Source organism: Streptomyces sp. NPDC007929 (assembly GCF_042959065.1).
Taxonomy (GTDB): domain Bacteria; phylum Actinomycetota; class Actinomycetes; order Streptomycetales; family Streptomycetaceae; genus Streptomyces.
On sequence record NZ_JBIBKD010000003.1, the window covers coordinates 526952 to 549747 of the forward strand.

The 22796-nt window shown below is 71.7% G+C and carries 23 protein-coding genes; 9 read left to right on the plus strand and 14 right to left on the minus strand.

Annotated features, from left to right (window positions below):
• Positions 1-149: 149 nt before the first annotated feature.
• Positions 150-1424: an MFS transporter gene (locus ACFZDE_RS12060; RefSeq protein ID WP_391199600.1), complete on the minus strand. Its 1275-nt coding sequence runs from the start codon at positions 1422-1424 to the stop codon at positions 150-152.
• A gap of 62 nt (positions 1425-1486) precedes the next feature.
• Here ACFZDE_RS12060 and ACFZDE_RS12065 point away from each other — a divergent pair, with 62 nt between their 5' ends.
• The gene (locus tag ACFZDE_RS12065) at positions 1487-2449 is read left to right on the plus strand and encodes a LysR substrate-binding domain-containing protein (RefSeq protein WP_391199602.1); all 963 of its coding nucleotides are present in this window, start codon (positions 1487-1489) and stop codon (positions 2447-2449) included.
• A 95-nt stretch (positions 2450-2544) separates the two neighbouring features.
• On the opposite strand, the gene ACFZDE_RS12070 is transcribed toward ACFZDE_RS12065, so the two are convergent.
• Positions 2545-3303: an alpha/beta hydrolase gene (locus ACFZDE_RS12070; RefSeq protein ID WP_391199603.1), complete on the minus strand. Its 759-nt coding sequence runs from the start codon at positions 3301-3303 to the stop codon at positions 2545-2547.
• A 123-nt stretch (positions 3304-3426) separates the two neighbouring features.
• Here ACFZDE_RS12070 and ACFZDE_RS12075 point away from each other — a divergent pair, with 123 nt between their 5' ends.
• Together ACFZDE_RS12075 and ACFZDE_RS12080 are read left to right on the plus strand one after the other, a co-directional pair.
• Entirely contained in the window at positions 3427-4584 is a 1158-nt protein-coding gene (locus tag ACFZDE_RS12075; protein WP_390993490.1) for an adenosine deaminase, read from the plus strand.
• A 141-nt stretch (positions 4585-4725) separates the two neighbouring features.
• Positions 4726-5079: an ATP-binding protein gene (locus tag ACFZDE_RS12080; protein ID WP_391199605.1), complete on the plus strand. Its 354-nt coding sequence runs from the start codon at positions 4726-4728 to the stop codon at positions 5077-5079.
• Between the two features lie 77 nt (positions 5080-5156).
• Here the strand turns inward: ACFZDE_RS12080 and ACFZDE_RS12085 are convergent, their stop codons facing one another.
• The 5 genes from ACFZDE_RS12085 to afsQ1 form a co-directional block, all read right to left on the minus strand.
• Positions 5157-5369: a PspC domain-containing protein gene (locus tag ACFZDE_RS12085; RefSeq protein ID WP_390993494.1), complete on the minus strand. Its 213-nt coding sequence runs from the start codon at positions 5367-5369 to the stop codon at positions 5157-5159.
• A 62-nt stretch (positions 5370-5431) separates the two neighbouring features.
• Complete coding sequence (locus ACFZDE_RS12090; RefSeq protein ID WP_391199606.1) at positions 5432-6016, minus strand: VanZ family protein; 585 nt, start codon at positions 6014-6016, stop codon at positions 5432-5434.
• Positions 6017-6101: 85 nt separating this feature from the next.
• Positions 6102-6719 carry a hypothetical protein gene (locus ACFZDE_RS12095; protein WP_390993498.1) on the minus strand — a complete coding sequence of 206 codons (618 nt, stop codon included), beginning with the start codon at positions 6717-6719 and terminating at the stop codon, positions 6102-6104.
• A complete protein-coding gene (locus ACFZDE_RS12100; RefSeq protein ID WP_391199608.1) occupies positions 6716-8323 on the minus strand; it encodes an ATP-binding protein in 1608 nt (535 codons plus the stop codon). Before ACFZDE_RS12100 ends, ACFZDE_RS12095 begins: the two co-directional genes overlap by 4 nt.
• Entirely contained in the window at positions 8320-8997 is a 678-nt protein-coding gene (gene afsQ1, locus ACFZDE_RS12105) for a two-component system response regulator AfsQ1 (RefSeq protein WP_175434396.1), read from the minus strand. The genes ACFZDE_RS12100 and afsQ1 overlap by 4 nt, the downstream gene beginning before the upstream one ends.
• Before the next feature lie 238 nt (positions 8998-9235).
• Here afsQ1 and ACFZDE_RS12110 point away from each other — a divergent pair, with 238 nt between their 5' ends.
• Complete coding sequence (locus ACFZDE_RS12110; protein ID WP_391199610.1) at positions 9236-10030, plus strand: SigE family RNA polymerase sigma factor; 795 nt, start codon at positions 9236-9238, stop codon at positions 10028-10030.
• Positions 10031-10242: 212 nt separating this feature from the next.
• Here ACFZDE_RS12110 and ACFZDE_RS12115 read toward each other — a convergent pair whose 3' ends face one another.
• Complete coding sequence (locus ACFZDE_RS12115) at positions 10243-10947, minus strand: uridine kinase (RefSeq protein ID WP_390993504.1); 705 nt, start codon at positions 10945-10947, stop codon at positions 10243-10245.
• A 56-nt stretch (positions 10948-11003) separates the two neighbouring features.
• Between ACFZDE_RS12115 and ACFZDE_RS12120 the strand changes: the two genes are divergently transcribed.
• Positions 11004-11411: a hypothetical protein gene (locus ACFZDE_RS12120; RefSeq protein WP_388321836.1), complete on the plus strand. Its 408-nt coding sequence runs from the start codon at positions 11004-11006 to the stop codon at positions 11409-11411.
• Between the two features lie 127 nt (positions 11412-11538).
• Here ACFZDE_RS12120 and ACFZDE_RS12125 read toward each other — a convergent pair whose 3' ends face one another.
• From ACFZDE_RS12125 to deoC, 3 genes are read right to left on the minus strand one after another with little or no spacing between them, the layout of a single operon-like run.
• The gene (locus ACFZDE_RS12125; RefSeq protein ID WP_391199612.1) at positions 11539-12450 is read right to left on the minus strand and encodes an aldehyde dehydrogenase family protein; all 912 of its coding nucleotides are present in this window, start codon (positions 12448-12450) and stop codon (positions 11539-11541) included.
• Positions 12443-13879, minus strand: a complete 1437-nt coding sequence (locus ACFZDE_RS12130; protein ID WP_390993509.1) for an aldehyde dehydrogenase family protein — start codon at positions 13877-13879, stop codon at positions 12443-12445. Before ACFZDE_RS12130 ends, ACFZDE_RS12125 begins: the two co-directional genes overlap by 8 nt.
• A gap of 21 nt (positions 13880-13900) precedes the next feature.
• Entirely contained in the window at positions 13901-14863 is a 963-nt protein-coding gene (deoC, locus tag ACFZDE_RS12135; RefSeq protein ID WP_391199613.1) for a deoxyribose-phosphate aldolase, read from the minus strand.
• Positions 14864-15070: 207 nt separating this feature from the next.
• On the opposite strand from deoC, the gene ACFZDE_RS12140 reads away from it, so the two are divergent.
• Together ACFZDE_RS12140 and ACFZDE_RS12145 are read left to right on the plus strand one after the other, a co-directional pair.
• Complete coding sequence (locus ACFZDE_RS12140) at positions 15071-15787, plus strand: PH domain-containing protein (RefSeq protein WP_391199615.1); 717 nt, start codon at positions 15071-15073, stop codon at positions 15785-15787.
• Positions 15788-16034: 247 nt separating this feature from the next.
• The gene (locus ACFZDE_RS12145; protein ID WP_390993515.1) at positions 16035-16391 is read left to right on the plus strand and encodes a DUF6204 family protein; all 357 of its coding nucleotides are present in this window, start codon (positions 16035-16037) and stop codon (positions 16389-16391) included.
• Between the two features lie 25 nt (positions 16392-16416).
• On the opposite strand, the gene ACFZDE_RS12150 is transcribed toward ACFZDE_RS12145, so the two are convergent.
• The 3 genes from ACFZDE_RS12150 to ACFZDE_RS12160 all read right to left on the minus strand — a co-directional run bounded on the left by ACFZDE_RS12150 (position 16417) and on the right by ACFZDE_RS12160 (position 19764).
• Complete coding sequence (locus ACFZDE_RS12150; protein WP_391199616.1) at positions 16417-18048, minus strand: phospho-sugar mutase; 1632 nt, start codon at positions 18046-18048, stop codon at positions 16417-16419.
• Between the two features lie 346 nt (positions 18049-18394).
• Positions 18395-19219, minus strand: a complete 825-nt coding sequence (locus tag ACFZDE_RS12155; RefSeq protein WP_390993519.1) for a purine-nucleoside phosphorylase — start codon at positions 19217-19219, stop codon at positions 18395-18397.
• Between the two features lie 107 nt (positions 19220-19326).
• On the minus strand, positions 19327-19764 hold the full coding sequence (locus ACFZDE_RS12160; RefSeq protein ID WP_390993521.1) for a gamma-glutamylcyclotransferase: 438 nt from the start codon (positions 19762-19764) through the stop codon (positions 19327-19329).
• A 97-nt stretch (positions 19765-19861) separates the two neighbouring features.
• On the opposite strand from ACFZDE_RS12160, the gene ACFZDE_RS12165 reads away from it, so the two are divergent.
• Together ACFZDE_RS12165 and ACFZDE_RS12170 are read left to right on the plus strand one after the other, a co-directional pair.
• On the plus strand, positions 19862-21310 hold the full coding sequence (locus ACFZDE_RS12165) for an NAD(P)H-quinone dehydrogenase (RefSeq protein ID WP_391199617.1): 1449 nt from the start codon (positions 19862-19864) through the stop codon (positions 21308-21310).
• 165 nt (positions 21311-21475) lie between these two features.
• Complete coding sequence (locus ACFZDE_RS12170; protein WP_390993525.1) at positions 21476-22450, plus strand: DeoR family transcriptional regulator; 975 nt, start codon at positions 21476-21478, stop codon at positions 22448-22450.
• Positions 22451-22796 lie beyond the last annotated feature (346 nt).

Sequence of the window (22796 nt, forward strand, 5' to 3'; positions counted from 1 at the left end):
TTCACGCACCATTGCGCTCCAGCACTTCGGAAGCTACCGCAGCCCACTGACAACGGCCCCCCGAGCGGACAAAAGCGCAGGTGGAAAGGCATGATCCAGAACAGGAAATCCCCCTGCCCGGGGTCCGGACAGGGGGAGTGGCGCCGGGCTCAGGCAGCCGTGGCCAGGTGCCGGCGCTCCAGCCGGGCCGCCCGCGTCCCGACGACGGTGATCGCCACGACGCCCAGGACCGCGAGGAGTCCGACCCCGACCGTCCCGGCCCAGCCACCCGCGTGGAACGCGATCGCGCCGACCGTGCTGCCCGCGCTGGAGCCGATGTAGTACGCCGACTGGTAGAGCGCCGAGGCCTGGGCCCTGCCGTGCGTGGCCGTCTTGCTGACCGCCGAGGAGGCGACCGCGTGGCCCGCGAAGAAGCCCGCCGTGATGAGCACCAGACCCAGCAGGACCAGTGGCAGGGAGTCCGCCAGGGACAGCAGCAGGCCCGCCGCCGTCGTACCGCCGCCCGCGTACAGCGCGCCCCGGCGGCCGAGCCGGCCGACCAGCCGGCCCGCCGTGGACGCCGACACCGTGCCGACCAGGTACACCAGGAAGATCGAGCCGATGATGCCCTGCGGCAGCGAGAACGGGGCCTCGGTGAGCCGGTAGCCGATGACCGTGTACACGCCGCCGAACACCGTCATGAACAGCGCGCCGATCGCGTACAGCCGGCGCAGCAGCGGGTTGGACAGGTGGTCGCGGACCGTACCGGCCAGCACCCGCGGCCGCAGCGAACCGGCCCTGAAGTGCTTGGGGGCGGGCAGCAGCAGCCGGAAGGCCACCGCGCACGCCACCGCGATCACCCCGATGACGCCGACGGCCACCCGCCAGCCCCACTCCTGCGCGACCCAGCCGGTGATGACCCGGCCGCTCATCCCGCCCACGCTGTTGCCCGCGACGAACAGGCCGATCGCGGTGATCAGCGCCTTGGGGCTGACCTCCTCCGCGAGGTACGCGGTCGCCGACGCGGGCAGCCCGGCCAGGGCGGCGCCCTGGAGCGCCCGCAGCGCGATCAGCACACCGAGGGAGGGGGCGAAGGGCACCAGAAGCCCGAGCGTGACGGCCACCGCCAGCGACGCGGTCATCACCGCCCGGCGTCCGAAGCGCTCCGACAGGGCGCTCATCGGCAGCACGAACAGCGCCAGCCCGCCCGTCGCGGCGGCCACCGTCCAGCTCGCGTCGCTCGCCGCCACCCCGAACTCGCCGGAGATCAGCGGGAGCAGGGCCTGGGTGGAGTACAGCAGCGCGAAGGTCGCGACACCCGCGAGGAAGAGGGCGAAGCTCATCCGGCGGTAGCCGGGTCCGCCCGGGGAGACACGGGAGTCGGCGGTGGGGACAGGGACATCGGCGCCCACGACGGTGGACGCCCCGGTACTGGCGGGAGACATGCCTCGAACGTACGGACCGGGTACTCATCCGTCCAATGCATGGAACGGTCATAATCGTTCCCATGGTGCATCAACCGAGTTCACAGGGCCGCCTGTCACCAAGTAGTGACACAGAAGACATGGCGCAGATGTCGAAGGTGCTGGCGCCGCGCCTCGCCTACTTCGCCGGCGTCGCCCGCACCGAACACGTCACCCGGGCCGCCCAGGAGATGAACGTCCCCCAGTCGACCCTGTCCCGCTCCATGGCCCGCCTGGAGCAGGACCTCGGCGTCGACCTGTTCGCCCGGCACGGCCGCACGGTCTCCCTCACCCCGGCCGGCCGCACCTTCCTCGCCTCCGTGGAACGCGCCCTGGCCGAGGTCGAGCGCGCCGCCGAGGAGGTGCGCGCCGACGCCGACCCGACCACCGGCAAGGTCGCCTTCGGCTTCCTGCACACCATGGGCGCCGAGACCGTCCCGGGCCTGCTGCACGCCTTCCGCGCCGACCACCCGCGGGTCCGCTTCAGCCTCGTCCAGAACTACGGCGAGGCCATGCTGGAGCGCCTGCGCGCGGGCGAACTCGACCTGTGCCTGACATCGCCGGTACCGGACGCCCCCGACCTCGTGGCCCGCCGCCTGGACGAGCAGAAGCTGCGCCTGGTCGTCCCCGCCGACCACTCCCTGGCCGGCCGCCGCCGTATCCGCCTCGCCGAGGCCGCGGACGAAACCTTCGTCACCCTGGAACCCGGCTACGGCCTGCGCCGTATCACCGACGACCTCTGCAAGGAGGCCGGCTTCAAACCCCGCATCGCCTTCGAGGGAGAGGAGGCCGAAACCCTGAGGGGCTTGGTGGCGGCGGGCCTGGGAGTGGCCCTCCTGCCCCCGCCGGCGGTCCCCCGCCCAGGAGTTGTGGAACTGACGGTGACGGCCCCGAGAGCGGCCCGCGAGATCGGCGTGGCCTGGCTGGAGGGCCACCCGGACACACCGCCGGTAGCGGCCTTCAAGAGGTTCCTGCTCTCGAGAAGGGGCAGCCTGCTGCCGACTTGAGGGGCGCGAGGCCGTATCGATGTGCGGCTCCGCCGCGTGGGCGCGATCAGCCACGGCGGACCTGCACCCCGCACACCACAAGCACCCCGACGGCGCTACCGCCGCGAAGGACTGAACCCCGCAGCGAGCGGCATCCGCAACCCCAGCGGCGGCGGCGCCGCGAACGCATCCCGCACGGGCCGCGACACCGCCCACCCGAACAACGCCCCCATCACGAAGTCCTCGGCGAGCGCCAGCACTTCGTCCCGGTACTGCCGCAACCCGTGCCCGTCCGCGTGCACTTCGAACCGGCACACGTCCCGGTTCGCCTTCTTCGCCCGCGCCGCCAGCCGGAACGACAGCTCCGGATCCGTCCGCCCGTCGTTCGTGCCGTGCACGATCAGCACCTGCCGCCCGACCAGTTGCTTCACTGGTTCGGGGGGCGCCGCGGTGTCCTCCTCCGGCAGCCAGGGGGCAAGCGCCAGCACGGAGTTGACGGCCTCGTGGCCCCCCGCCCGCAGGCCCGCCCGGCCGCCCATCCCGACCCCGACGAGACAGACCGGGACGTCCCCGTAACGCCGTACGATCTCGTCGGCCGCCCAGGTCGCGTCCCGCGCGAGGTGGGCCTCGTCGCCGTTCCACCCGCGGTAGCGGTAGTGCACGACGTGCGCGGCGAGCCCCTCGTCCCGGCCCGCGCGGGCGAGCCGGCGTCCGACGCCGCGCATGGCGGCGGTCGCCAGCAGGGGAGACGGCTTGCGGCCGGATACCTCGTCGCCGCCGGGGAGCAGCAGCACCGCGCCGCTCACCGCCGTCGGCTCCGGACCGAGTGCCCTGCCCAGCCGGGCCCTGCGAACCGGCGTCGGTTGGTGTGCCATGACAGAACAGTGTCAGAAGCGCGGGTGTACACGACCCGTCCTCGCGATCACCGTTACGTATCGACGAGAAAGCGCAGCATCCCGGAACGCGCCATCTACGCGCGTAGGAGTTAGAGTGCGGAAATGACGAGCCAGACCATCGCGAACACCCCGACACCGGACCAGATCCGCCGGGCGCCCAAGGTTCTGCTGCACGACCACCTCGACGGCGGTCTGCGCCCCGGCACGATCATCGAACTCGCCCGCGACAGCGGCTACACCCAGCTCCCCGACACCGACCCCGAGAAGCTCGCCCTCTGGTTCCGCGAAGCCGCCGACTCCGGCTCCCTGGAACGGTACTTGGAGACGTTCTCCCACACCGTGGGCGTCATGCAGACCCGTGACGCCCTGGTCCGGGTCGCCGCCGAGTGCGCCGAGGACCTGGCCGCGGACGGCGTCGTCTACGCCGAAGTGCGCTACGCCCCCGAACAGCACCTGGAGGGCGGCCTCGGACTCGAAGAAGTCGTCGAGGCCGTCAACGAGGGCTTCAGGGAAGGAGAACGGCGCGCACGCGAGAACGGGCAGCGCATCCGCGTCGGCGCGCTGCTCACCGCCATGCGGCACGCGGCCCGCGCCCTGGAGATCGCCGAACTCGCCAACCGGTACCGCGACCTGGGTGTCGTGGGCTTCGACATCGCGGGCGCCGAGGCCGGTTACCCGCCCACCCGGCACCTCGACGCCTTCGAGTACCTCAAGCGCGAGAACAACCACTTCACCATCCACGCCGGTGAGGCCTTCGGCCTGCCCTCCATCTGGCAGGCCCTCCAGTGGTGCGGCGCCGACCGGCTCGGGCACGGGGTGCGAATCATCGACGACATCCAGGTCCACGAGGACGGCCGGGTCGAACTCGGGCGGCTCGCCTCCTACGTCCGTGACAAGCGCGTCCCGCTGGAGCTGTGCCCGAGCTCCAACCTCCAGACCGGGGCGGCGGCCTCGTACGCCGAGCACCCGATCGGGCTGCTGCGCCGACTGCATTTCCGTGCCACCGTCAACACGGACAATCGTCTTATGTCGCACACCAGCATGAGCCGGGAATTCGAGCACCTCGTCGAGGCATTCGGATACACGCTCGACGACATGCAGTGGTTCTCCGTCAATGCGATGAAATCAGCGTTCATTCCTTTCGATGAACGACTGGCCATGATCAATGACGTCATCAAGCCCGGATATGCCGAGCTGAAATCCGAATGGCTGTTCCGGCAGACCGCTTCCACCAGCGGTTCTGAGGGTTCGGAGGGCTGACCGGCGGTTATTGCGCGCACCGCGGATGCGGACGGTGTTCACAATCCGTCCGCATTTCGATGTTTGCGGCGGGCGGCACGGGGTGTTTACGGTCGCTGGACCGCTCACCCACCCCGTCATCCCGTTACGAGGACGCATTTCATGAAGCAGTCTGCTGCCAAGTCCCTCGGTGTCGCCGCTCTCGGTGCCGCCTTCGCCGCCGTCGGCGCGGGCGCCGCCAACGCCGCCCCGGCCCTCCCGGACACCGCCCAGACGCTGGAGACCGTCACCGCGGCGCTCCCGGCGGAGCAGCTCTCCCAGGCGGCGCCCGGCTCGGGTGAGGCGCTGGGTCAGGCTCAGACGGCGACCGGTGCCGGACTTGCCGCCGCCCAGCCCATCGCCGAGCAGGTCCTCGCCAACGGCCCGACGGGCCCGGCCGCCAAGCTCCTGGGCGGCCTCCCGGTGCAGAACCTGCCCACGCACGGCCTGCCGGTGAACGGCGTGCCGGTCGGCTGAGCCGCCGCCGAGGTGAACACGCCGATGGGGCGCACCCGCACGGGGTGCGCCCCATCGGCTTTCCTACGTGGAACGCGTCACCAGGCCGTCTGCGTCTTGCCGTGGACCTTGTCCTCCGAGGGGAACACGATCCACAGCGCGATGTACAGCAGGAACTGCGGGCCGGGCAGCAGGCACGAGATCAGGAAGATCACCCGCATCGTGGTCGCGGAGGTGCCGAAGCGCCGTGCCAGCGCGGCGCACACTCCGCCGATCATGCGGCCGTGGGTGGGGCGGGCGAGGCGGGACATGTGCGACTCCTTCGTGAGCGTGTGTGAGGCCTCCCGTCCGAGTACCCCATCTGCACTCCACGCTACGGAGACGAAGGGGGCAAAACGTCGCTCCACGGGGCGATCCCGACCCTGGGAATCGTCGGGGTCCGACCCTGAGCCGGCTCCTCCGGGGTCAGGGGCGCGCGCAGCGGGCGGACGGTGCCACGACGGCGCAGCCAGGAGCGGCCCGCCGGTACCAGCGCGAGATGCGCGAGGGCCACGCCCAGGGTGTTCAGGAACAGCGAGTCCACGTCGACGACCTGACCGGGCACGCCCGTCTGCGCCAGCTCGATGCCCCAGGAGAGCAGGGCACCGGCCGCGACGGTGCGCAGCAGGGACGCCAGCGGCGAGACGACCAGCCTGCCGCCCGCCAACGGCAGCAGCACACCCAGCGGGGCGAGCAGCGCCAGCCCCTCACCGATCCGCCGGGCCGCCTGCGGCCAGCCCAGGGCGAGATCGGCCCGGATACCGGCGAACGGCCGCAGATTGGCGGGCATCACCCAGGGCACGTCCAGCGGCCGCAGCGTGAACCAGGCGACGAACGCGAGGTGGGCGACGAGGAGGACACCCCCCGTCACACGGATGCGGAACGCGGCGCTGCCGCCGATGAAGCCTTGACGCTGCACGACCCCCAAGACGCCGCCTCCGGCAGGATCGGTTCCGGGACGGACCCCGGTTGCCCTGTGAGGCATACGCCACAGACGGGACGGATCACTCCCCGGCCACCTCCTTCGACGGCGGTTCCGTGCCGCCCGGCCGGGCCCGCACCTCGTCGGTGCACTCGTAACGGCGCGGCGCGTCGGGGCCCGGCCCGCCCAGGACCACCGAGCCGTCCCCCTCGGCCGCCGCCGAGTCGGAGAAGGTGCAGACGACCTGCGCGAGGGCGTACGAGGTGAGACCCGCGGGTGCCGTGCTCAGGCGCAGCGTGTCGTCCGGGTCGCCCGGGCGCGGACCCCCGACGGTGATGCCGCCGCGCACGTCCGTGCTGTACCCGGCCTCCTTCTCGGCGGCCGACGTCGGTGCGGCCAGCTGATCCAGCAGGCCCTGTGCGACCAGGATGCGCCGCTCGGAGTCGGCCGCGCCGTCCGGGACCCGCACCGTCCGGTCGACGGTCACCAGCGACGACCCGCACAGCAGGAACACCTGCACCGGCAGCCCCCGGGCCGCCTGCGTGGAGACGTCCGGCTCGGCGAGCGAGCACCGCACCCGCGAGGGCGCCGGCCCGAAGTTCGTCGGCACCTCCGTGGCCCGGATCCCGCAGCCGGCCAGCAGCACGGCGAGCGCCGGAACAGCCAGCAGCCGGGGCACGGCCGCGCGACGTGCGCTCATCGTGCGTCCCCCTTCGTGTCCTCGCCCTTGGCCCGGTCGGTGTCGCTGCCGGGCGCCGGCTCGTCCTCGGCGGGCTGCTCCTCCGCGGGGGAGGTGCCACGCGGCAGCCGCAGCGTGAACACCGCACCCGAGTCGGGCGAGTTGGCCGCGGTGATCTCGCCGCCGTGGATGTGGGCGTTCTCCAGCGCGATGGACAGGCCGAGGCCGCTGCCCTCGGAACGCGGCCGGGAGGCGCTGGCCTTGTAGAAGCGGTCGAAGACGTGCGGCAGGACGTCCTCGGGGATGCCGGGCCCGTGGTCCTGCACCTCGATGACGATCGAGTCGTCCGCCTCCCGCACGGACACCCGCACCGGGGAGCCGCCGTGCTTGAGCGCGTTGCCGATCAGGTTCGCCAGGATGACGTCCAGGCGCCGCGGATCCAGCCGGGCGTGCAGACCGCGCTCGGCGTCCAGCTCCACCGCGTCCAGCCAGGCACGGGCGTCGATGCAGGCGGTGATCTGGTCGGCGATGTCGACGTCGTCCAGCACGAGCCGGGCGGTACCCGCGTCGAAGCGGGTGACCTCCATCAGGTTCTCGACCAGGTCGTTCAGCCGCCGCGTCTCGCTGACCACCAGCCGGACCGCGGGCTCGATCATCGGGTCCATGCTGCCCGTCTCCGCCTCCAGCTCCTCCTCGAGCACCTCCGTCACGGCGGTGATCGCGGTGAGCGGCGTGCGCAGCTCATGGCTCATGTCCGCCACGAACCGCCGGGACGCCTCGTCGCGGGCGGCCATGTCGGCGACCCGCTTCTCCAGCGCCTCGGCCGCGTTGTTGAACGTCCGCGACAGGTCGGCGAGTTCATCGGTACCCGACACCCGCAGCCGGGTGTCCAGCTTGCCCTCGCCGAGCCGCCGCGCGGCCGCCCCCAGCCGCTGCACCGGCTTCAGCACGGTCGTCGCCGCGGCCTGCGCGAGCAGCGCCGAACCGAGCAGCGCGAGCGCCGTGGCGATGCCCAGGGACCAGGCCAGCGAGTTGAGGTCCTTGGCCTCCGGCTCCAGCGACTTGAGCATGTAACCGGTCGGACCGCCGCCGATCACCCGCGTACCGGCCACCAGGTACGGGGTGTCGTGGTCGACTATCCGCTGCCAGTACAGGTGATACGGAGTCTTGTCGGCCCCGTCGACCTTCTGCGTCCGGTTCACCGCCGTGCGCAGCGACCTCGGCACGTCCTGGAGCGAGAAGCCGTTCAGCCCGCCGGAGCTGCCGTAGACGGTCCGGCCTCCGGGGTCGCGGCCCACCAGCAGCACACTGAAGCGCTGGTCACTGCCCGCCATCTGGCCGGCGGTGTGCTGCAGTTCGTCCTGCGTGGGCCGCTCGGGCAGCGCGCCCGCCCGGTTCTGCATCTCCTGCTCGAAGTCACGCAGCACGGCGTCCTGGGCGCGGGTGAGCACCGCCTCGCGGTTGAGCCAGTACGCGATCCCCGACGCGGACACCGCGGCCGTCAGGGCCACCAGGCCGAAGACGACGACCAGCCGCAGCCGCAGGCTGGTGAAACGCAGCCGCGACAGAGCTCCCTTGCGCGCCCCGGTCCAGCCGCGGGCCCCCCCTTGGTGCGCCTGGGTCACTGAGGCGCGTCCAGCCGGTAGCCGACACCCCGCACGGTACGGATCAGCGTCGGGGACGACGGCACGTCCTCGACCTTGGCACGCAGCCGCTGGACACACGCGTCCACGAGCCGCGAGTCGCCCAGGTAGTCGTGCTCCCACACCAGCCGCAGCAACTGCTGCCGGGACAGCGCCTGGCCCGGCCGCCGGCTCAGCTCCAGCAGCAGCCGCAGCTCGGTCGGCGTGAGCTGGAGGTCCTCGCCGTTCTTCGTCACGGTCATCGCCGAGCGGTCGATGACGAGGCTGCCGAAGCTCGCCGCGTCGTTCGACTCCCGCTCGCCACGCCGCAGCACGGCCCGGATCCGGGCGTCGAGCACCCGGCCCTGGACCGGTTTGACGACGTAGTCGTCGGCGCCGGACTCCAGCCCGACCACCACGTCGATGTCATCGCTGCGCGCGGTCAGCAGAATGATCGGCAACTGGTCCGTGCGCCGAATGCGCCGGCACACCTCGAACCCGTCGATGCCGGGCAGCATCACGTCCAGCACGATCAGATCCGGCCGCTGCTCGCGAAGGAGCTTCAGACCGTCCTCACCGGTGGCAGCGGTCGCCACGCGGTGACCCTGGCGCGTCAGTGAGAGCTCCAGGGCCGTCCGGATGGCGTCGTCGTCCTCGATCAGCAACAGGGAAGGCACGCGCTCATTCTGGCCCATGGAGGGGTCGGGGTTCGACCGGTGGGGCCCACTCGGTGCGGCCGGTACCGCCGACACGTGTGCGGGAGCTGTGGGGGAACTGTGGCCGACCCCTGTGACAGGTCTGTGACAGTCGGCGGACACGGCCATGAAAGTGCCGCGGCAAGCTTTTCGGCACAAGCAAGGAAGCCCGCCCCAACCGGCGGGCCGCACACCGGAAGTCCACGACGGGGGGCGCGAGATGAACACGCTGCACGGCATCAGCACCAGCGCAGTTGTCACGCGTCTGCACGACGTGCACAGGGCTTGCGAGAAGTCCGGTGTCGATGGGGGTACCTCCCTGCTCGAGCGCAGCCGAGAGCTCGGGGGAGGGCGGGGGTGCGCTCGCGGTGCCGGGCGTCAGCACACCGTGTTCATGACGGTGGTTGACGCACCCACGGGGGAGAGCAAGGGGACGGGGGCGGCTCACGGGGGAGCCGTGTACGGGGAGGGCTCGGGGGAGCGCCGCTCGCTGACGGAGGCGGAGTTCACCGCCTACGTCCAGGAGCGCCGCGCCTCCCTGTACGCAACCGCCTACCACCTGACCGGTGACCGCTTCGAGGCCGAGGACCTGCTGCAGAGCGCGCTGTTCTCGACCTACCGGGCGTGGGACCGGATCAGTGACAAGGCCGCGGTCGGCGGATACCTCCGCCGCACCATGACCAACCTGCACATCAGCGCGTGGCGCCGCCGCAAGCTGAACGAGTACCCGACCGAGGAACTGCCGGAGACGGCCGGTGACACGGACGCGATGCGCGGCACCGAGCTGCGCGCGGTCCTGTGGCAGGCGCTGGCCCGGCTGCCCGAACTCCAGCGCACCATGCTGGTCCTGCGCTACTACGAGGGCCGCACGGACCCGGAGATCGCGGACATCCTCGACATCAGTGTCGGCACGGTGAAGTCCAGCATCTGGCGGTCGCTCCGCCGGCTGCGCGAGGACGAGGTCCTCAGCTTCGGCCGTGACGAGGAGGACGCCTTCGGCGAGCTCGTGGCCTGAAGGTTCGGGGGGGAGCACCACAAAGGGGGCCCACTGGGGAACTGCGGGGACGCTGGGGGGCGTCCTGGCAGGAGAGTGGGGGACCGCGCGGATGCCGGGGGGCGTCCTCGCGGGACGACGGGGGACTCGGGGGAGGACAACGGGGGAGCACGGGAGCGGGACTGGAGGGCCGGGGGGTCCGTCCGGTCCCGCTTTCCTCTGTGCGCCCCGGCTTAGGCCGCCGTACGCAGGCTCGCGCAGCGGCCGTCCGCCGCTGCCGCCAGGCGGTCCATCGCCTCGTCGCGGTCGCAGGCGTACGCGCCCAGCGCGGTCTGGCGGGCGACGATCGTGCGCTCCTGCCGCATCAGGCGCCAGCCGCGGCGCAGCAGGAACGGCACCGACTTGCGGCCCTCCCTCAGATCCCGCAGGAACCGGCGGCGGAACGTCTTCACCGGGCCGCGGCTCAGGCACAGCGCGTCGGCGAGAACGCCGAGTTCGCGGCAGCGCGTGACGATCTCCGCGGCGAAGATGCCCTCCGCGATGAACAGCGGCGGCTGCCCGAAGTCGACCGTCTCCACGCCGGTGCGGGCGCTGAGCGAGAGGTCGTAGAGGGGCACGTCCGTGCGGCCCGTGCGGCACAGCCGGGTGATCGCGGCGACGGCCGTGTCCGCGTCCCAGGAGTCGGGGTGGTCCCAGTCGATGTCGGAGCTCTCCGCCACGAGCGGCAGGGTCGGGTCGCCGGCCTCCTTGTAGAAGTCGTCGAGCCGGAGCACCGGGAGGCCGGAGCGGGCCGCGAGGAGGGACTTGCCGGAGCCGGAAGGGCCGCAGAGCAGCACGACTCGCGTCGGTATGGGCAGAGGTGAACTCACGGGACACCAGTGTGAGGCATCCACCGGGGGCCGTACGACCCCGCGGGTCGGCTTTGATGCGCGCGTCACACCTAAACTACCCTCGGTCCCGAAACGATTACCCAGTGCATCAGAAGGTGGCAGTCATGGCCCGACACGACTCTCCCAAGAAGCCGGCCGCCCAGCGTGCCCTGGCCGTCCTCGCGACCGCGGGCGTGGCACTGGGGGCGGGCACCGCGTCGGCCGCGGCGGACACCGAGTCGGTCCTGGGTGTGGTGAACTCCCGCCCCACCTCCCTCGGCAAGATCGACCCCCAGTCCGGCCTCCAGGCCGCGACCGGCACCCTCGGCTACGTCACCGGCCCGGTCGCCGGTCTCAAGCCCAACCCGCTCGCCGGCACCGGAGTCGACCCGCTCGACAACGGCGTCGGCACCGGCCTGGCCGACTTCAAGCCGATGACGTCCCAGGCCCTGACGGGCCCGGTGGCACAGGCCCAGTCGATCGGGAGCATCCCGGTGGTCGGCCAGGCGGTCGGGCTGCTGTCGCAGCAGTAGCCCACCGGCCCGGCAGCGGGACCTCCCGGACCAGCCACGCCACGGCTGGAGCTGAGGGGGACGGGACGCGGAGAAGCCCCGGGCCTCCTGGACGGAGGAGGGCCGGGGCTTCGACTGTGAAGGGCGCCTAGTACGAGGAACCCGACGCGCCCAGTGACCCCGTGGGGTGCCAGACCGTCTTGGTCTCCAGGAAGGCCGTCAGACGGTCGGTTCCCGGCGTCTCCGTGTAATCCACAGGCTGTGGACGAAGAACCCGCTTGAGGTTGTCGGCCGCCGCGATCTCCAGTTCCTTCGCGAGGACCTCGTCGGCGCCCGCGAGGTCGATCGCGTTGACGTCCTGGTGGGCCGCCAGCGGGGCCGCGATCTCGGCCGTACGGCCCGACAGGACGTTGACGACGCCGCCCGGGACGTCCGAGGTGGCCAGGACCTCGGCCAGGGACAGGGCGGGCAGCGGGGACTTCTCGCTCGCCACCACGATCGCCGTGTTGCCGGTCGCGATCACCGGGGCGAGCACCGACACCAGGCCGAGGAACGACGACTCCTGCGGCGCCAGAACGGCGACCACGCCGGTCGGTTCGGGGGAGGACAGGTTGAAGAACGGCCCCGCGACCGGGTTGCCGCCCCCGACCACCTGGGCGATCTTGTCGGTCCAGCCCGCGTACCAGACCCAGCGGTCGATCGCCGCGTCCACGACCGCCGCCGCCTTGGACTTCGACAGGCCCTCCGCGTCGGCCACCTCACGGGTGAACTGGCCGCGGCGGCCCTCCAGCATCTCGGCGACGCGGTAGAGCACCTGACCGCGGTTGTACGCCGTCGCCCCGGACCAGCCGCCGAACGCCTTGCGCGCCGCGACGACCGCGTCACGGGCGTCCTTGCGGGACGACAGCGGCGCGTTCGCCAGCCACTTGCCCTTCCCCGCCGCGCCGGCGGCCGATGTCTTCGTGGTCACCTCGTACACCCGGCCGCTCTCGGAACGCGGAAACTTCCCGCCGACGTACAGCTTGTAGGTCTTGAACACCGACAGTCGTGCATCAGACATCGAGGTACGCCTCCAGGCCGTGGCGGCCGCCCTCGCGGCCGAAGCCCGACTCCTTGTAACCGCCGAACGGCGACGTCGGGTCGAACTTGTTGAACGTGTTGGACCAGACGACACCTGCGCGGAGCTTGTTCGCGACCGCCAGGATGCGCGAGCCCTTCTCCGTCCAGATGCCGGCCGACAGGCCGTACGGCGTGTTGTTGGCCTTCGCGACCGCCTCGTCCGGAGTACGGAACGTCAGCACCGACAGCACCGGGCCGAAGATCTCGTCGCGGGCGATCCGGTGCGCCTGGGTGACGTTCGTGAACAGCGTCGGGGCGAACCAGTAGCCGCTCTCCGGCAGCTCGCACGCCGGTGACCAGCGCTCGGCGCCCTCCGCCTCGCCCTGCTCGACGAGCGAGGTGATGCGGGTGAGCTGCTCCTCGGAGTTGATCGCGCCGATGTCCGTGTTCTTGTCCAGCGGGTCGCCGAGACGCAGCGTGGACAGGCGGCGCTTGAGGGAGTCGAGCAGCTCCTCCTGGATCGACTCCTGCACCAGCAGCCGGGAACCCGCGCAGCAGACCTGGCCCTGGTTGAAGAAGATGCCGTTGACGATGCCCTCGACGGCCTGGTCGATGGGGGCGTCGTCGAAGACGATGTTGGCGCCCTTGCCGCCCAGTTCCAGCGTGACCTTCTTGCGGGTCCCGGCGACCGTGCGGGCGATCTCCTTGCCGACGGCCGTGGAGCCGGTGAAGGCGACCTTGTTAACGTCGGGGTGGGCGATCAGCGCCGCGCCTGCGTCGCCGTAGCCCGGGAGGATGTTGACGACGCCCTTGGGCAGGCCCGCCTGGCGGCAGATGTCCGCGAAGAACAGCGCCGACAGGGGGGTGGTCTCGGCCGGCTTCAGCACGACCGTGTTGCCGGTCGCGAGGGCCGGGGCGATCTTCCACGCCAGCATCAGGAGCGGGAAGTTCCAGGGGATGACCTGGCCCGCCACGCCCAGCGGCCGCGGGTTCGCCCCGTAGCCGGCGTGGTCGAGTTTGTCGGCCCAGCCCGCGTAGTAGAAGAAGTGCGCGGCGACCAGGGGCAGGTCGGCGTCGCGGGTCTCCTTGATCGGCTTGCCGTTGTCGAGGGTCTCGAGAACGGCGAGCTCGCGGGAGCGCTCCTGGATGATGCGGGCGATGCGGAAGAGGTACTTCGCGCGCTCCGCGCCCGGCAGCGCCGACCACTTCTCGAAGGCCCGGCGCGCGGCCTTCACCGCACGGTCGACGTCCTCGGAACCGGCCTGGGCGATCTCGGAGAGGACCTCCTCGGTGGACGGGGAGACGGTCTTGAAGACCTTGCCGTCCGCCGCCTCGACGAACTCACCGTCGATGAACAGGCCGTACGAGGGCGCGATGTCGGCGATCGCGCGCGACTCGGGGGCCGGGGCGTATGCGAATACCGATGACACGTTTTCCATCTTCATGGGGTCTCAGTCCACCGTCACGTAGTCGGGGCCGGAGTAGCGGCCGGTGGCCAGCTTCTGGCGCTGCATCAGCAGGTCGTTCAGCAGCGACGAGGCGCCGAAGCGGAACCAGTGGTTGTCCAGCCAGTCCGCGCCCGCGGTCTCGTTGACCAGCACGAGGAACTTGATGGCGTCCTTGGAGGTGCGGATGCCGCCGGCCGGCTTCACACCGACCTGGATGCCGGTCTGGGCGCGGAAGTCGCGCACCGCCTCCAGCATCAGCAGGGTGTTCGCGGGGGTGGCGTTCACCGCGACCTTGCCGGTGGAGGTCTTGATGAAGTCCGCGCCCGCCAGCATCCCGAGCCAGCTCGCGCGGCGGATGTTGTCGTACGTCGAGAGCTCGCCCGTCTCGAAGATGACCTTCAGGCGGGCTGAGGTCCCGCAGGCCTCCTTCACGGCGGTGATCTCGTCGTACACCTTCATGTATCGACCCGCGAGGAACGCCCCGCGGTCGATGACCATGTCGATCTCGTCGGCACCGGCGGCGACGGCGTCGCGCACATCGGCCAGCTTGACGTCGAGCGCGGCGCGGCCGGCCGGGAACGCCGTGGCCACCGAGGCGACCTTCACGCCGGAGCTGGCGACGGCCTCCTTGGCCACGGCCACCATGTCGGGGTAGACGCAGACCGCCGCGGTGGCGGGCGTCGTACGGTCCGTCGGGTCGGGCTTGACCGCCTTCGCGCCGAGCGCCCGGACCTTGCCCGGGGTGTCCGCGCCTTCCAGCGTCGTCAGGTCGACCATCGAGATCGCGAGGTCGATGGCGTACGCCTTCGCGGTCGTCTTGATCGAACGGGTGCCGAGGGAGGCCGCGCGGCCCTCTAGTCCGACCGCGTCGACGCCGGGGAGCCCGTGGAGGAAGCGGCGCAGCGTGCTGTCGGACGAGGCGACGTCCTTGAGGGGGTGAGCTGCGGTGAGTGCAGAACTGGGCATGGTCACCAGACGAGCATATCTACGCGCGTAGCGGCTGTACAGCCCCGGGTTCTCTTCTACGGGGGGGGGAGGTGGGGCGGGGTGGTGCGGGGTGGGGTTCTGGAGGAGCCGGGGCCGGGGCCGGGTGGGACGGCGTCGCGGGAGTTTGGGTTGGTCTTGGGGAGGGGGTGGAGGTCAGGTCCCGGGTGGGTCCGGCAGAATCGAGACATGACGAGCCCCGAACCCCAGTCCCCGGCGCCGCGGCCGCCGGAGCCCGAGTTCAAGGACCGGGTGTACCGGTCGGCCCCGGCGATCCTCGGTGGCGCGATGCTGCTGGCCATCGCCGGGTGGCTCGGAATCGACGCGATCGTCTCGGGCGAGGGACGCACGCCGTGGCTCACCCTCGCCGTGCTGCTCCTCGTCGTACCGCTCGTCATCGCCTTCACGCTGCGGCCCGCCGTCTACGCGGGCGACGACCGGCTGCGGATCCGCAACCCCTTCCGCAACATCGTCCTGCCCTGGGGGCAGGTCGCCTCGCTGCGTTCCGCCTACTCGAACGAGGTCCTCACCGAGTCCGGTGCGAAGTACCAGCTGTGGGCCGTGCCCGTGTCGCTGCGCGCCCGCAAGAAGGCCGCGCGGCAGGAGATGCGGGCGACCGCGCAGGCCCGGCGGGAGATGGGGCGGGAGCTCGGACGGGACGAGGGGCGTGGCAGCGCGCTCGGGATGCGGGCGGGGCTGGACGGGGGCCTCGGCGGGGGACCTGTGTCCGAGGGCGCCGCGCGGGCCGAGACCGACCGGATCATGGACGAGCTGCGTGGGCTGCACGAGGCTCGGCACGAGGTGGAGTCGGCGCGGGGCGAGGTCACCGTGCGGTGGGCCTACGAGGTGCTGGCTCCTGCGCTGGCGGGGGCGGTGCTGGTGTTGATTCTTGTGGCGGTGGGGTGAGGGGTGGGGTGGGGTGATGGTGGCGGTGGGTCGGTAGTTCGGCTGAGGGCTGAGGGCTGAGGGTTGAGGGTTGCGGGCTGAGGGCTGGGTTGGCGGGTGGGCTGACGGTTCGGCTGACGGCTGGGTCGGCGGTGGGGTGGCGGTTCTGTGGCCGGATTCTGCTGGGCCCGGGCCGGGGCTCTCGGTGGCGCGTCGTCCGTGGGAAAAGCGGTGGTGTCACATCGCTGCTCGCGCCTACGTTCAGGGCATGAGCAGTCGTACCTTCCGTGTCACCGTCCGAGGCGTCTTCGACGGGCTGAGCGCCGACCAGCGCGCCGCGCTGCTGGAGCGGGCCGCCGAGCACGACGTGTTGCGCGCCGCGTTCACGCCCGAGGGGAGCCTGACGTACGACGTGGCCGTGCGGCCCGCCTTCACGTTCCGCTTCCTGGACTCCGGGGAGGCCGAGGAGGACATCCTGGAGGCGACCGAGCGGGCCGAGGACTCGGCCCGGGCGTGGCTGGAGCAGCGCGGGTACGGCTACAAGAACCTGCGGTCCACCGCCGAGGACCTCTCCCAGGCGCCTCTCGGCAAGCGGCAGCGGCGGGAGGCCGCCCGGAAGGGGTAAGGGTGGTCGTGCGAGGCCTCGGGCCTCAGATGCCCGCCGCCGTCGACAGGTCGCGCTTGATCGACTCCAGCAGCGCCGTCGCCTTCGCGCGGGCCGCCGGGAGGTCCTGGTGCGAGCCGACCGGGATCACGACCTCCAGGTAGCACTTCAGCTTCGGCTCCGTGCCGCTCGGGCGGACGATCACCCGGGCGCCGTCGAGGGTGTAGCGCAGGCCGTCCGTGGGCGGGAGTTCGGCCGTGCCCTTGGTGAGATCGTCCGTGCTGGTGATCGGCAGGCCGGCCAGCTCCGTCGGGGGCTGCTCGCGCAGGCGCCCCATCGCGGCGGTGATGAGGGCGAGGTCCTCGACGCGGACCGACAGCTGGTCCGTCGCGTGCAGACCGTGCTCCACCGCCAGGTCGTCCAGCAGGTCGAGGAGGGTGCGGCCCTCCTCCTTGAGCTGGGACGCCAGTTCCGTGATCAGCAACGCGGCGGTGATGCCGTCCTTGTCGCGTACGCCCTCGGGGTCCACGCAGTAGCCGAGGGCCTCCTCGTAGCCGTAGCGCAGGCCCTCGGCGCGGGCGATCCACTTGAAGCCGGTGAGGGTCTCGACGTGCGGGAGGCCCGCCTTCTCGGCGATACGGCCGAGGAGGGACGACGAGACGATCGACTCCGCGAACGTGCCGGTCGCTCCGCGGCGGACCAGGTGGGCGGCGAGGAGAGCGCCGACCTCGTCGCCGCGCAGCATGCGCCAGTCGGCGCCGTCCTGTACGGCGGCGGCGCAGCGGTCGGCGTCCGGGTCGTTGGCGATGATCAGGTCGGGGCCGGTCTCGCGGGCCTTGGCGAAGGCCAGGTCCATCGCGCCGGGCTCCTCCGGGTTGGGGAACGCGACGGTCGGGAACTCCGGGTCGGGGTCGGCCTGCTCCGCGACGAGGACCGGGGCCGGGAAGCCGGCGCGGGCGAAGGCGGCCAGGAGGACGTCCTTGCCGACGCCGTGCATCGCCGTGTAGACCGTGCGGGCCGTGCGGGGGGAGCCCTCGGACAGGACCGCGTCCGTGCGGGCCAGGTAGGCGTCCAGGACGCTGTCGTCGAGGGTGTCCCAGCCTTCGGTGGGGCGCGGGACCGTGGTGAGGGACGGTACGGCGGCGATCTCCGCCGCGATGTCGATGTCCGCCGGGGGGACGATCTGGGAGCCGTCGCCGAGGTACACCTTGTAGCCGTTGTCGCGGGGCGGGTTGTGGCTGGCGGTGACCTCCACGCCGGCGACCGCGCCGAGGTGCCTTATCGCGAAGGCGAGCACGGGGGTCGGGAGGGGGCGGGGGAGGACGGCCGCGCGCAGGCCGGCGCCGGTCATGACGGCGGCGGTGTCCTGGGCGAAGTCATGGGACTTGTGGCGGGCGTCGTAGCCGATGACGACGAGGCCGTCGTCGTGGCCCTGCTTCTTCAGGTACGCGGCGAGGCCCGCGGCGGCGCGGATGACGACCGAGCGGTTCATGCGCATGGGGCCGGCGCCGAGTTCGCCGCGGAGGCCGGCGGTGCCGAACTGGAGGGTGCCGCTGAAACGGGCGGCGAGTTCGGTCTCGTCCTCGGCGTCGATGAGGCGGGCGAGTTCGGCGCGGGTGTCCGGGTCGGGGTCCTCGGTGAGCCACGCCTGGGCCTGTGCGATGAGTTCGTCGTGCACGGTGTGGTGTCAGCCTCTCCGGTGTGGTGGCGGTGCGGTGGGGTGGGGTGCGACGTGGTGGGGGTGCGGGTTCGCTTCGCGTGACGCCGGTGGTGGGTCGGGGCCGCGCCGGGGGGTATCCGTCCTCGGAACGGCGCGATGGGCTTGGATACCGACTCACTGTCCGTTGACGCGCCAACCGCTGCGGGCGGACACCCCCCGACACGACCCCTTACGTACGACGGCGGCTGCGGGCGCGCTTAGCTGCGGGCATGCGTGCCGCTCGGGGCGGCACGGGTGGGCGCAGCGGCACCCCGCTCCGCCGGGCTGCGAAACCCCCCGGTCCCCACCCGCCTGTACGTCGTGGCTACAGGCGGCCCAGGACCTGGGTCAGGAGGGAGCCCATGCGGGTCGCGGAGTCGCGGCCGGCCTGGAGGACCTCCTCGTGGTTGAGGGGCTCGCCCGTCATGCCCGCGGCGAGGTTGGTGACGAGGGAGATGCCCAGCACCTCGGCACCCGCCTCGCGCGCGGCGATCGCCTCGAGGACCGTCGACATGCCCACCAGGTCCGCACCGATGACCCGGGCCATACGGATCTCGGCCGGAGTCTCGTAGTGCGGGCCGGGGAACTGGGCGTAGACACCCTCCTCCAGCGTCGCGTCGACCTCCTTGCACAGGGCCCGCAGACGCGGCGAGTACAGGTCGGTGAGGTCGACGAAGTTCGCGCCGATGATGGGGGAGGTGGCGGTGAGGTTGATGTGGTCGCTGATGAGGACCGGCTGGCCGGGGCGCATGCCCTCGCGCAGGCCGCCGCAGCCGTTGGTGAGGACGACCGTCTTGCAGCCGGCCGAGACCGCGGTGCGGACACCGTGGGCGACCGCGGCCACTCCACGGCCCTCGTAGAAGTGCGTACGGCCCAGGAAGACCAGCGCGCGCTTGTTGCCGATCCGGTACGAGCGGATCTTGCCGCCGTGGCCCTCCACCGCCGGGGGCGGGAAACCGGGGAGCTCGGTGACCTGGAACTCGGCCTCGGGGGCGCCCAGCGCGTCCACGGCCGGGGCCCAGCCGGAGCCCATCACGAGGGCGACGTCGTGGGTCTCGGCGCCCGTCAGTTCGCGCAGGCGGGCCGCGGCGGCGTCGGCGGCCGCGTGGGGGTCGCCCTGGATGTCGTCCGGAAGAAGAGATGCGTTCACGCCGATGAGGGTAGCCGCTGTTTGCCTACGCGCGTAGATGGCAGAGCTCACGGGGTGGCGATCGTTGTCTTGTCGTTTCCGACGAAGGGGTCGCGCGCGGGCCGCCGTCAGCAGGGGCGTTTGCGCAGCTCCATCACGTAGTCGTGGGGGGCGCCGGCCGACTCGGCCGCGTCGGCGATCTCGCCCAGGTAGCGGGCGGAGGGCAGGCCGCCCTCGTAGGCGTTCAGGGCGAAGGCCCAGGCGGAGTCCTCACCCTCCAGGGTGTGGACCCGTACGCGGGTACGACGGTAGATGTCGAGGCCCACGCCCTCCCAGCGGTCGAGGGAGTCCTCGTCCATCGGGGCGATGTCGTAGAGGGAGACGAAGACCTGGGAGAGCGGGTCCTCCACGATCGTCGGCAGTGCGCCCTCCCAGCCCATGTGCTCGCCGCCGAAGGTCAGTCGCCATCCGTTCAGCCAGCCGGTGGCGCGCAGCGGCGAGTGCGGGGCGCGGCGGGACATCAGCCGCGCGTCGAGGTTGCCGGCGTACGCGGCGTAGAGCGACATGGGGGAAGGGTACGGCAGGCGGCCCCGGCGTCACTGTCGTAACAACCGGCGCATCGGCGGGCCCCCGGGGCGGTGGCACGCTGAGCGGTGCGGGAGAATGGAGTACGTGACTCGGATCGTGATCATCGGTGGCGGACCCGGCGGATACGAAGCGGCCCTGGTGGCCGCTCAACTCGGCGCGGAGGTGACCGTCGTCGACTGCGACGGTCTGGGCGGGGCGTCGGTGCTCACCGACTGCGTGCCGTCGAAGACCCTGATCGCCACGGCCGAGGTGATGACCACCTTCGACTCCTCCTACGAGGAGCTGGGGATCATCGTCGCCGACGACACCCCGCACATCGAGCAGGCCGCCCGGGTCGTCGGTGTCGACCTGGGCAAGGTCAACCGGCGTGTGAAGCGCCTCGCGCTCGCCCAGTCGCACGACATCACCGCCGCCGTGACGCGTGCCGGGGCGCGTGTCATGCGCGGGCGCGGGCGGCTGGAGGGCATGCAGGCGCTCGACGGGTCGCGCAAGGTCGTGGTGCGCACCGCCGACGGGAGCGAGGAGACCCTGACCGCCGACGCCGTGCTCATCGCCACCGGCGGGCACCCCCGTGAGCTGCCCGACGCCCAGCCCGACGGCGAGCGGATCCTGAACTGGACGCAGGTGTACGACCTCGACGAGCTGCCCGAGGAGCTCATCGTGGTCGGATCCGGTGTGACCGGTGCCGAGTTCGCCGGTGCCTACCAGGCGCTCGGGTCGCGGGTGACGCTGGTGTCGTCGCGCGACCGGGTGCTGCCGGGCGAGGACCCGGACGCCGCCGCGGTGCTGGAGGACGTCTTCCGGCGGCGCGGCATGAACGTCATGGGGCGCTCCCGGGCGCAGTCCGCCAAGCGGGTCGGGGACCGGGTCGAGGTCACCCTCGCGGACGGCCGGGTCATCACCGGCTCGCACTGCCTGATGGCCGTCGGCGCCGTGCCCAACAGCGCCGGCATGGGTCTTGAGGACGCCGGTGTCCGGCTGCGCGAGTCGGGCCACATCTGGACCGACAAGGTCTCGCGCACGAGCGCGCCGGGCGTGTACGCGGCCGGTGACGTGACCGGGGTGTTCGCGCTGGCCTCCGTGGCCGCCATGCAGGGCCGTATCGCGATGTACCACTTCCTGGGCGACGCGGTGGCCCCGCTGAACCTGAAGACGGTCTCGTCGAACGTCTTCACCGACCCGGAGATCGCCACCGTCGGCTACACCCAGGCCGACGTCGACGGCGGGAAGATCGACGCCCGGGTCGTGAAGCTGCCGCTGCTGCGCAACCCGCGCGCCAAGATGCAGGGCATCCGCGACGGCTTCGTCAAGATCTTCTGCCGCCCGGGCACGGGCATCGTGGTCGGCGGTGTCGTCGTCTCACCACGCGCCTCGGAACTGATCCACCCCATCTCGATCGCGGTCGACAACAATCTGACCGTCGAACAGATCGCGAACGCCTTCACCGTCTACCCCTCCCTGTCGGGCTCGATCGCCGAGGTGGCACGGCAGTTGCACACGCGCAAGGAGAACGGCCACGGCTGAGGCCGAAATCGACTCCTCCCTGGTCACGGGGAGTGTTCGACCATTCGTACGGCATAGGCGGCGGGACTAGGCCCTATACCACTTCCCGCTGCTCGGTGCGAACATCTTCTGCTATTCAGCGCAAACTGCTGAAAGCAGACGGTCGCTGGCGTTACTGTCAGTTTCGTGTTCGCTGCAGAACGTCGCCAATTGATCCTCGAAATGGTGCGAGCGAACGGGGCCGTGTCGCTCCGTGAGCTCGCCCGCGTCGTCCAGACCTCCGAAGTGACCGTACGGCGGGACGTGCGCGCGCTGGAGGCAGAAGGACTCCTCGACCGCCGGCACGGCGGTGCGGTACTGCCGGGCGGTTTCACGCGGGAGTCCGGCTTTCCGCAGAAGTCTCATCTCGCGACCGCCGAGAAGACCGCCATCGCCGACCTCGCCGCGAACTTCGTGGAAGAGGGAGAGGCGATCGTGGTCGGGGCGGGTACGACGACCCAGGAGCTGGCTCGCCGGCTCGCCCGGGTGCCCGGCCTGACCGTCGTCACCAACTCACTGCTGGTGGCGCAGGCACTCGCCCACGCCAACCGGGTCGAGGTCGTGATGACCGGCGGCACGCTCCGTGGTTCGAACTACGCCCTGGTCGGCAGTGGTGCCGAGCAGTCCCTGCACGGGCTGCGGGTGTCGCGGGCGTTCCTGTCCGGGAGCGGTTTGACCGCTGAGCGGGGGCTGTCCACGTCCAACATGCTGTCGGCGTCCGTCGACCGGGCGTTGGTGCAGGCTGCCGCTGAGGTCGTGGTCCTCGCGGACCACACCAAGCTCGGCACCGACACCATGTTCCAGACCGTGCCGACGGATCTCATCACGCGGCTTGTCACGGACGAGCCGCCGGCGCATGACGACCGTGCCGCCACGGAGTTGCAGGCGCTGGCCGACCAGGGTGTGCAGATCGCTGTCGCCGGGGGGCCGGGGGGTTCTGCCGGAGGCCCGGGGGGTGATGCGGTCCCGGCGCGCCAGCAGCGCCGGGATGTGCCGTTGCCCGGGCCTCGGCGGCAGGTGCCGGGGGGCGGGGGGCAGTTGAGGTCTGCTTCTGCCTCGATGCTGGGTGAGCAGGGGGGCGGGGCGGAGCGGGCGCGGGTGGCTGACCTGCGCCGGCGCTGACGCGGCTGCCGCTGCCGCTGCCGCTGATGCCGGGTGTGTGCGTGTCCCGGTGTTGCCAGGTGCTGCCGCGTTGCTGCTGGGGCCGGGGGGTTTCGCAGCCCGGCGTAGCGGGGTGCCGCTGCGCCCACCCGTGCCGCCCCTAGCGGCACGCATGCCCGCAGCTAGGTACGTCGTAAGGGGTCGTGTCGGGGGGTGTCCGCCCGCAGCGGTTGGCGCGTCGACGGGGAGTGAGTCGGTGTCCGAGCCCATCGCGCCGTTCCGAGGACGGATACCCCCCGGCGCGGCCCCGACCCCACCCCGCCGTAGGCGCTCCGCAACCCGAACGGCGCGGCACCCGATAGGGGTC

Bases quoted from the DNA above. Each gene is read 5' to 3' on its own strand.
- ACFZDE_RS12165 (WP_391199617.1), top strand. From the start codon at position 19,862: ATGGAGTACGTGACTCGGATCGTGATCATCGGTGGCGGACCCGGCGGA.
- ACFZDE_RS12120 (WP_388321836.1), top strand. From the start codon at position 11,004: ATGGCCCGACACGACTCTCCCAAGAAGCCGGCCGCCCAGCGTGCCCTG.
- ACFZDE_RS12065 (WP_391199602.1), top strand. From the start codon at position 1,487: ATGGTGCATCAACCGAGTTCACAGGGCCGCCTGTCACCAAGTAGTGAC.
- ACFZDE_RS12075 (WP_390993490.1), top strand. From the start codon at position 3,427: ATGACGAGCCAGACCATCGCGAACACCCCGACACCGGACCAGATCCGC.
- ACFZDE_RS12095 (WP_390993498.1), bottom strand. From the start codon at position 6,719: ATGAGCGCACGTCGCGCGGCCGTGCCCCGGCTGCTGGCTGTTCCGGCG.
- ACFZDE_RS12070 (WP_391199603.1), bottom strand. From the start codon at position 3,303: ATGGCACACCAACCGACGCCGGTTCGCAGGGCCCGGCTGGGCAGGGCA.
- ACFZDE_RS12060 (WP_391199600.1), bottom strand. From the start codon at position 1,424: ATGTCTCCCGCCAGTACCGGGGCGTCCACCGTCGTGGGCGCCGATGTC.
- ACFZDE_RS12145 (WP_390993515.1), top strand. From the start codon at position 16,035: ATGAGCAGTCGTACCTTCCGTGTCACCGTCCGAGGCGTCTTCGACGGG.
- ACFZDE_RS12080 (WP_391199605.1), top strand. From the start codon at position 4,726: ATGAAGCAGTCTGCTGCCAAGTCCCTCGGTGTCGCCGCTCTCGGTGCC.
- ACFZDE_RS12140 (WP_391199615.1), top strand. From the start codon at position 15,071: ATGACGAGCCCCGAACCCCAGTCCCCGGCGCCGCGGCCGCCGGAGCCC.
- ACFZDE_RS12085 (WP_390993494.1), bottom strand. From the start codon at position 5,369: ATGTCCCGCCTCGCCCGCCCCACCCACGGCCGCATGATCGGCGGAGTG.
- ACFZDE_RS12160 (WP_390993521.1), bottom strand. From the start codon at position 19,764: ATGTCGCTCTACGCCGCGTACGCCGGCAACCTCGACGCGCGGCTGATG.
- ACFZDE_RS12125 (WP_391199612.1), bottom strand. From the start codon at position 12,450: ATGTCTGATGCACGACTGTCGGTGTTCAAGACCTACAAGCTGTACGTC.
- ACFZDE_RS12110 (WP_391199610.1), top strand. From the start codon at position 9,236: ATGAACACGCTGCACGGCATCAGCACCAGCGCAGTTGTCACGCGTCTG.
- deoC (WP_391199613.1), bottom strand. From the start codon at position 14,863: ATGCCCAGTTCTGCACTCACCGCAGCTCACCCCCTCAAGGACGTCGCC.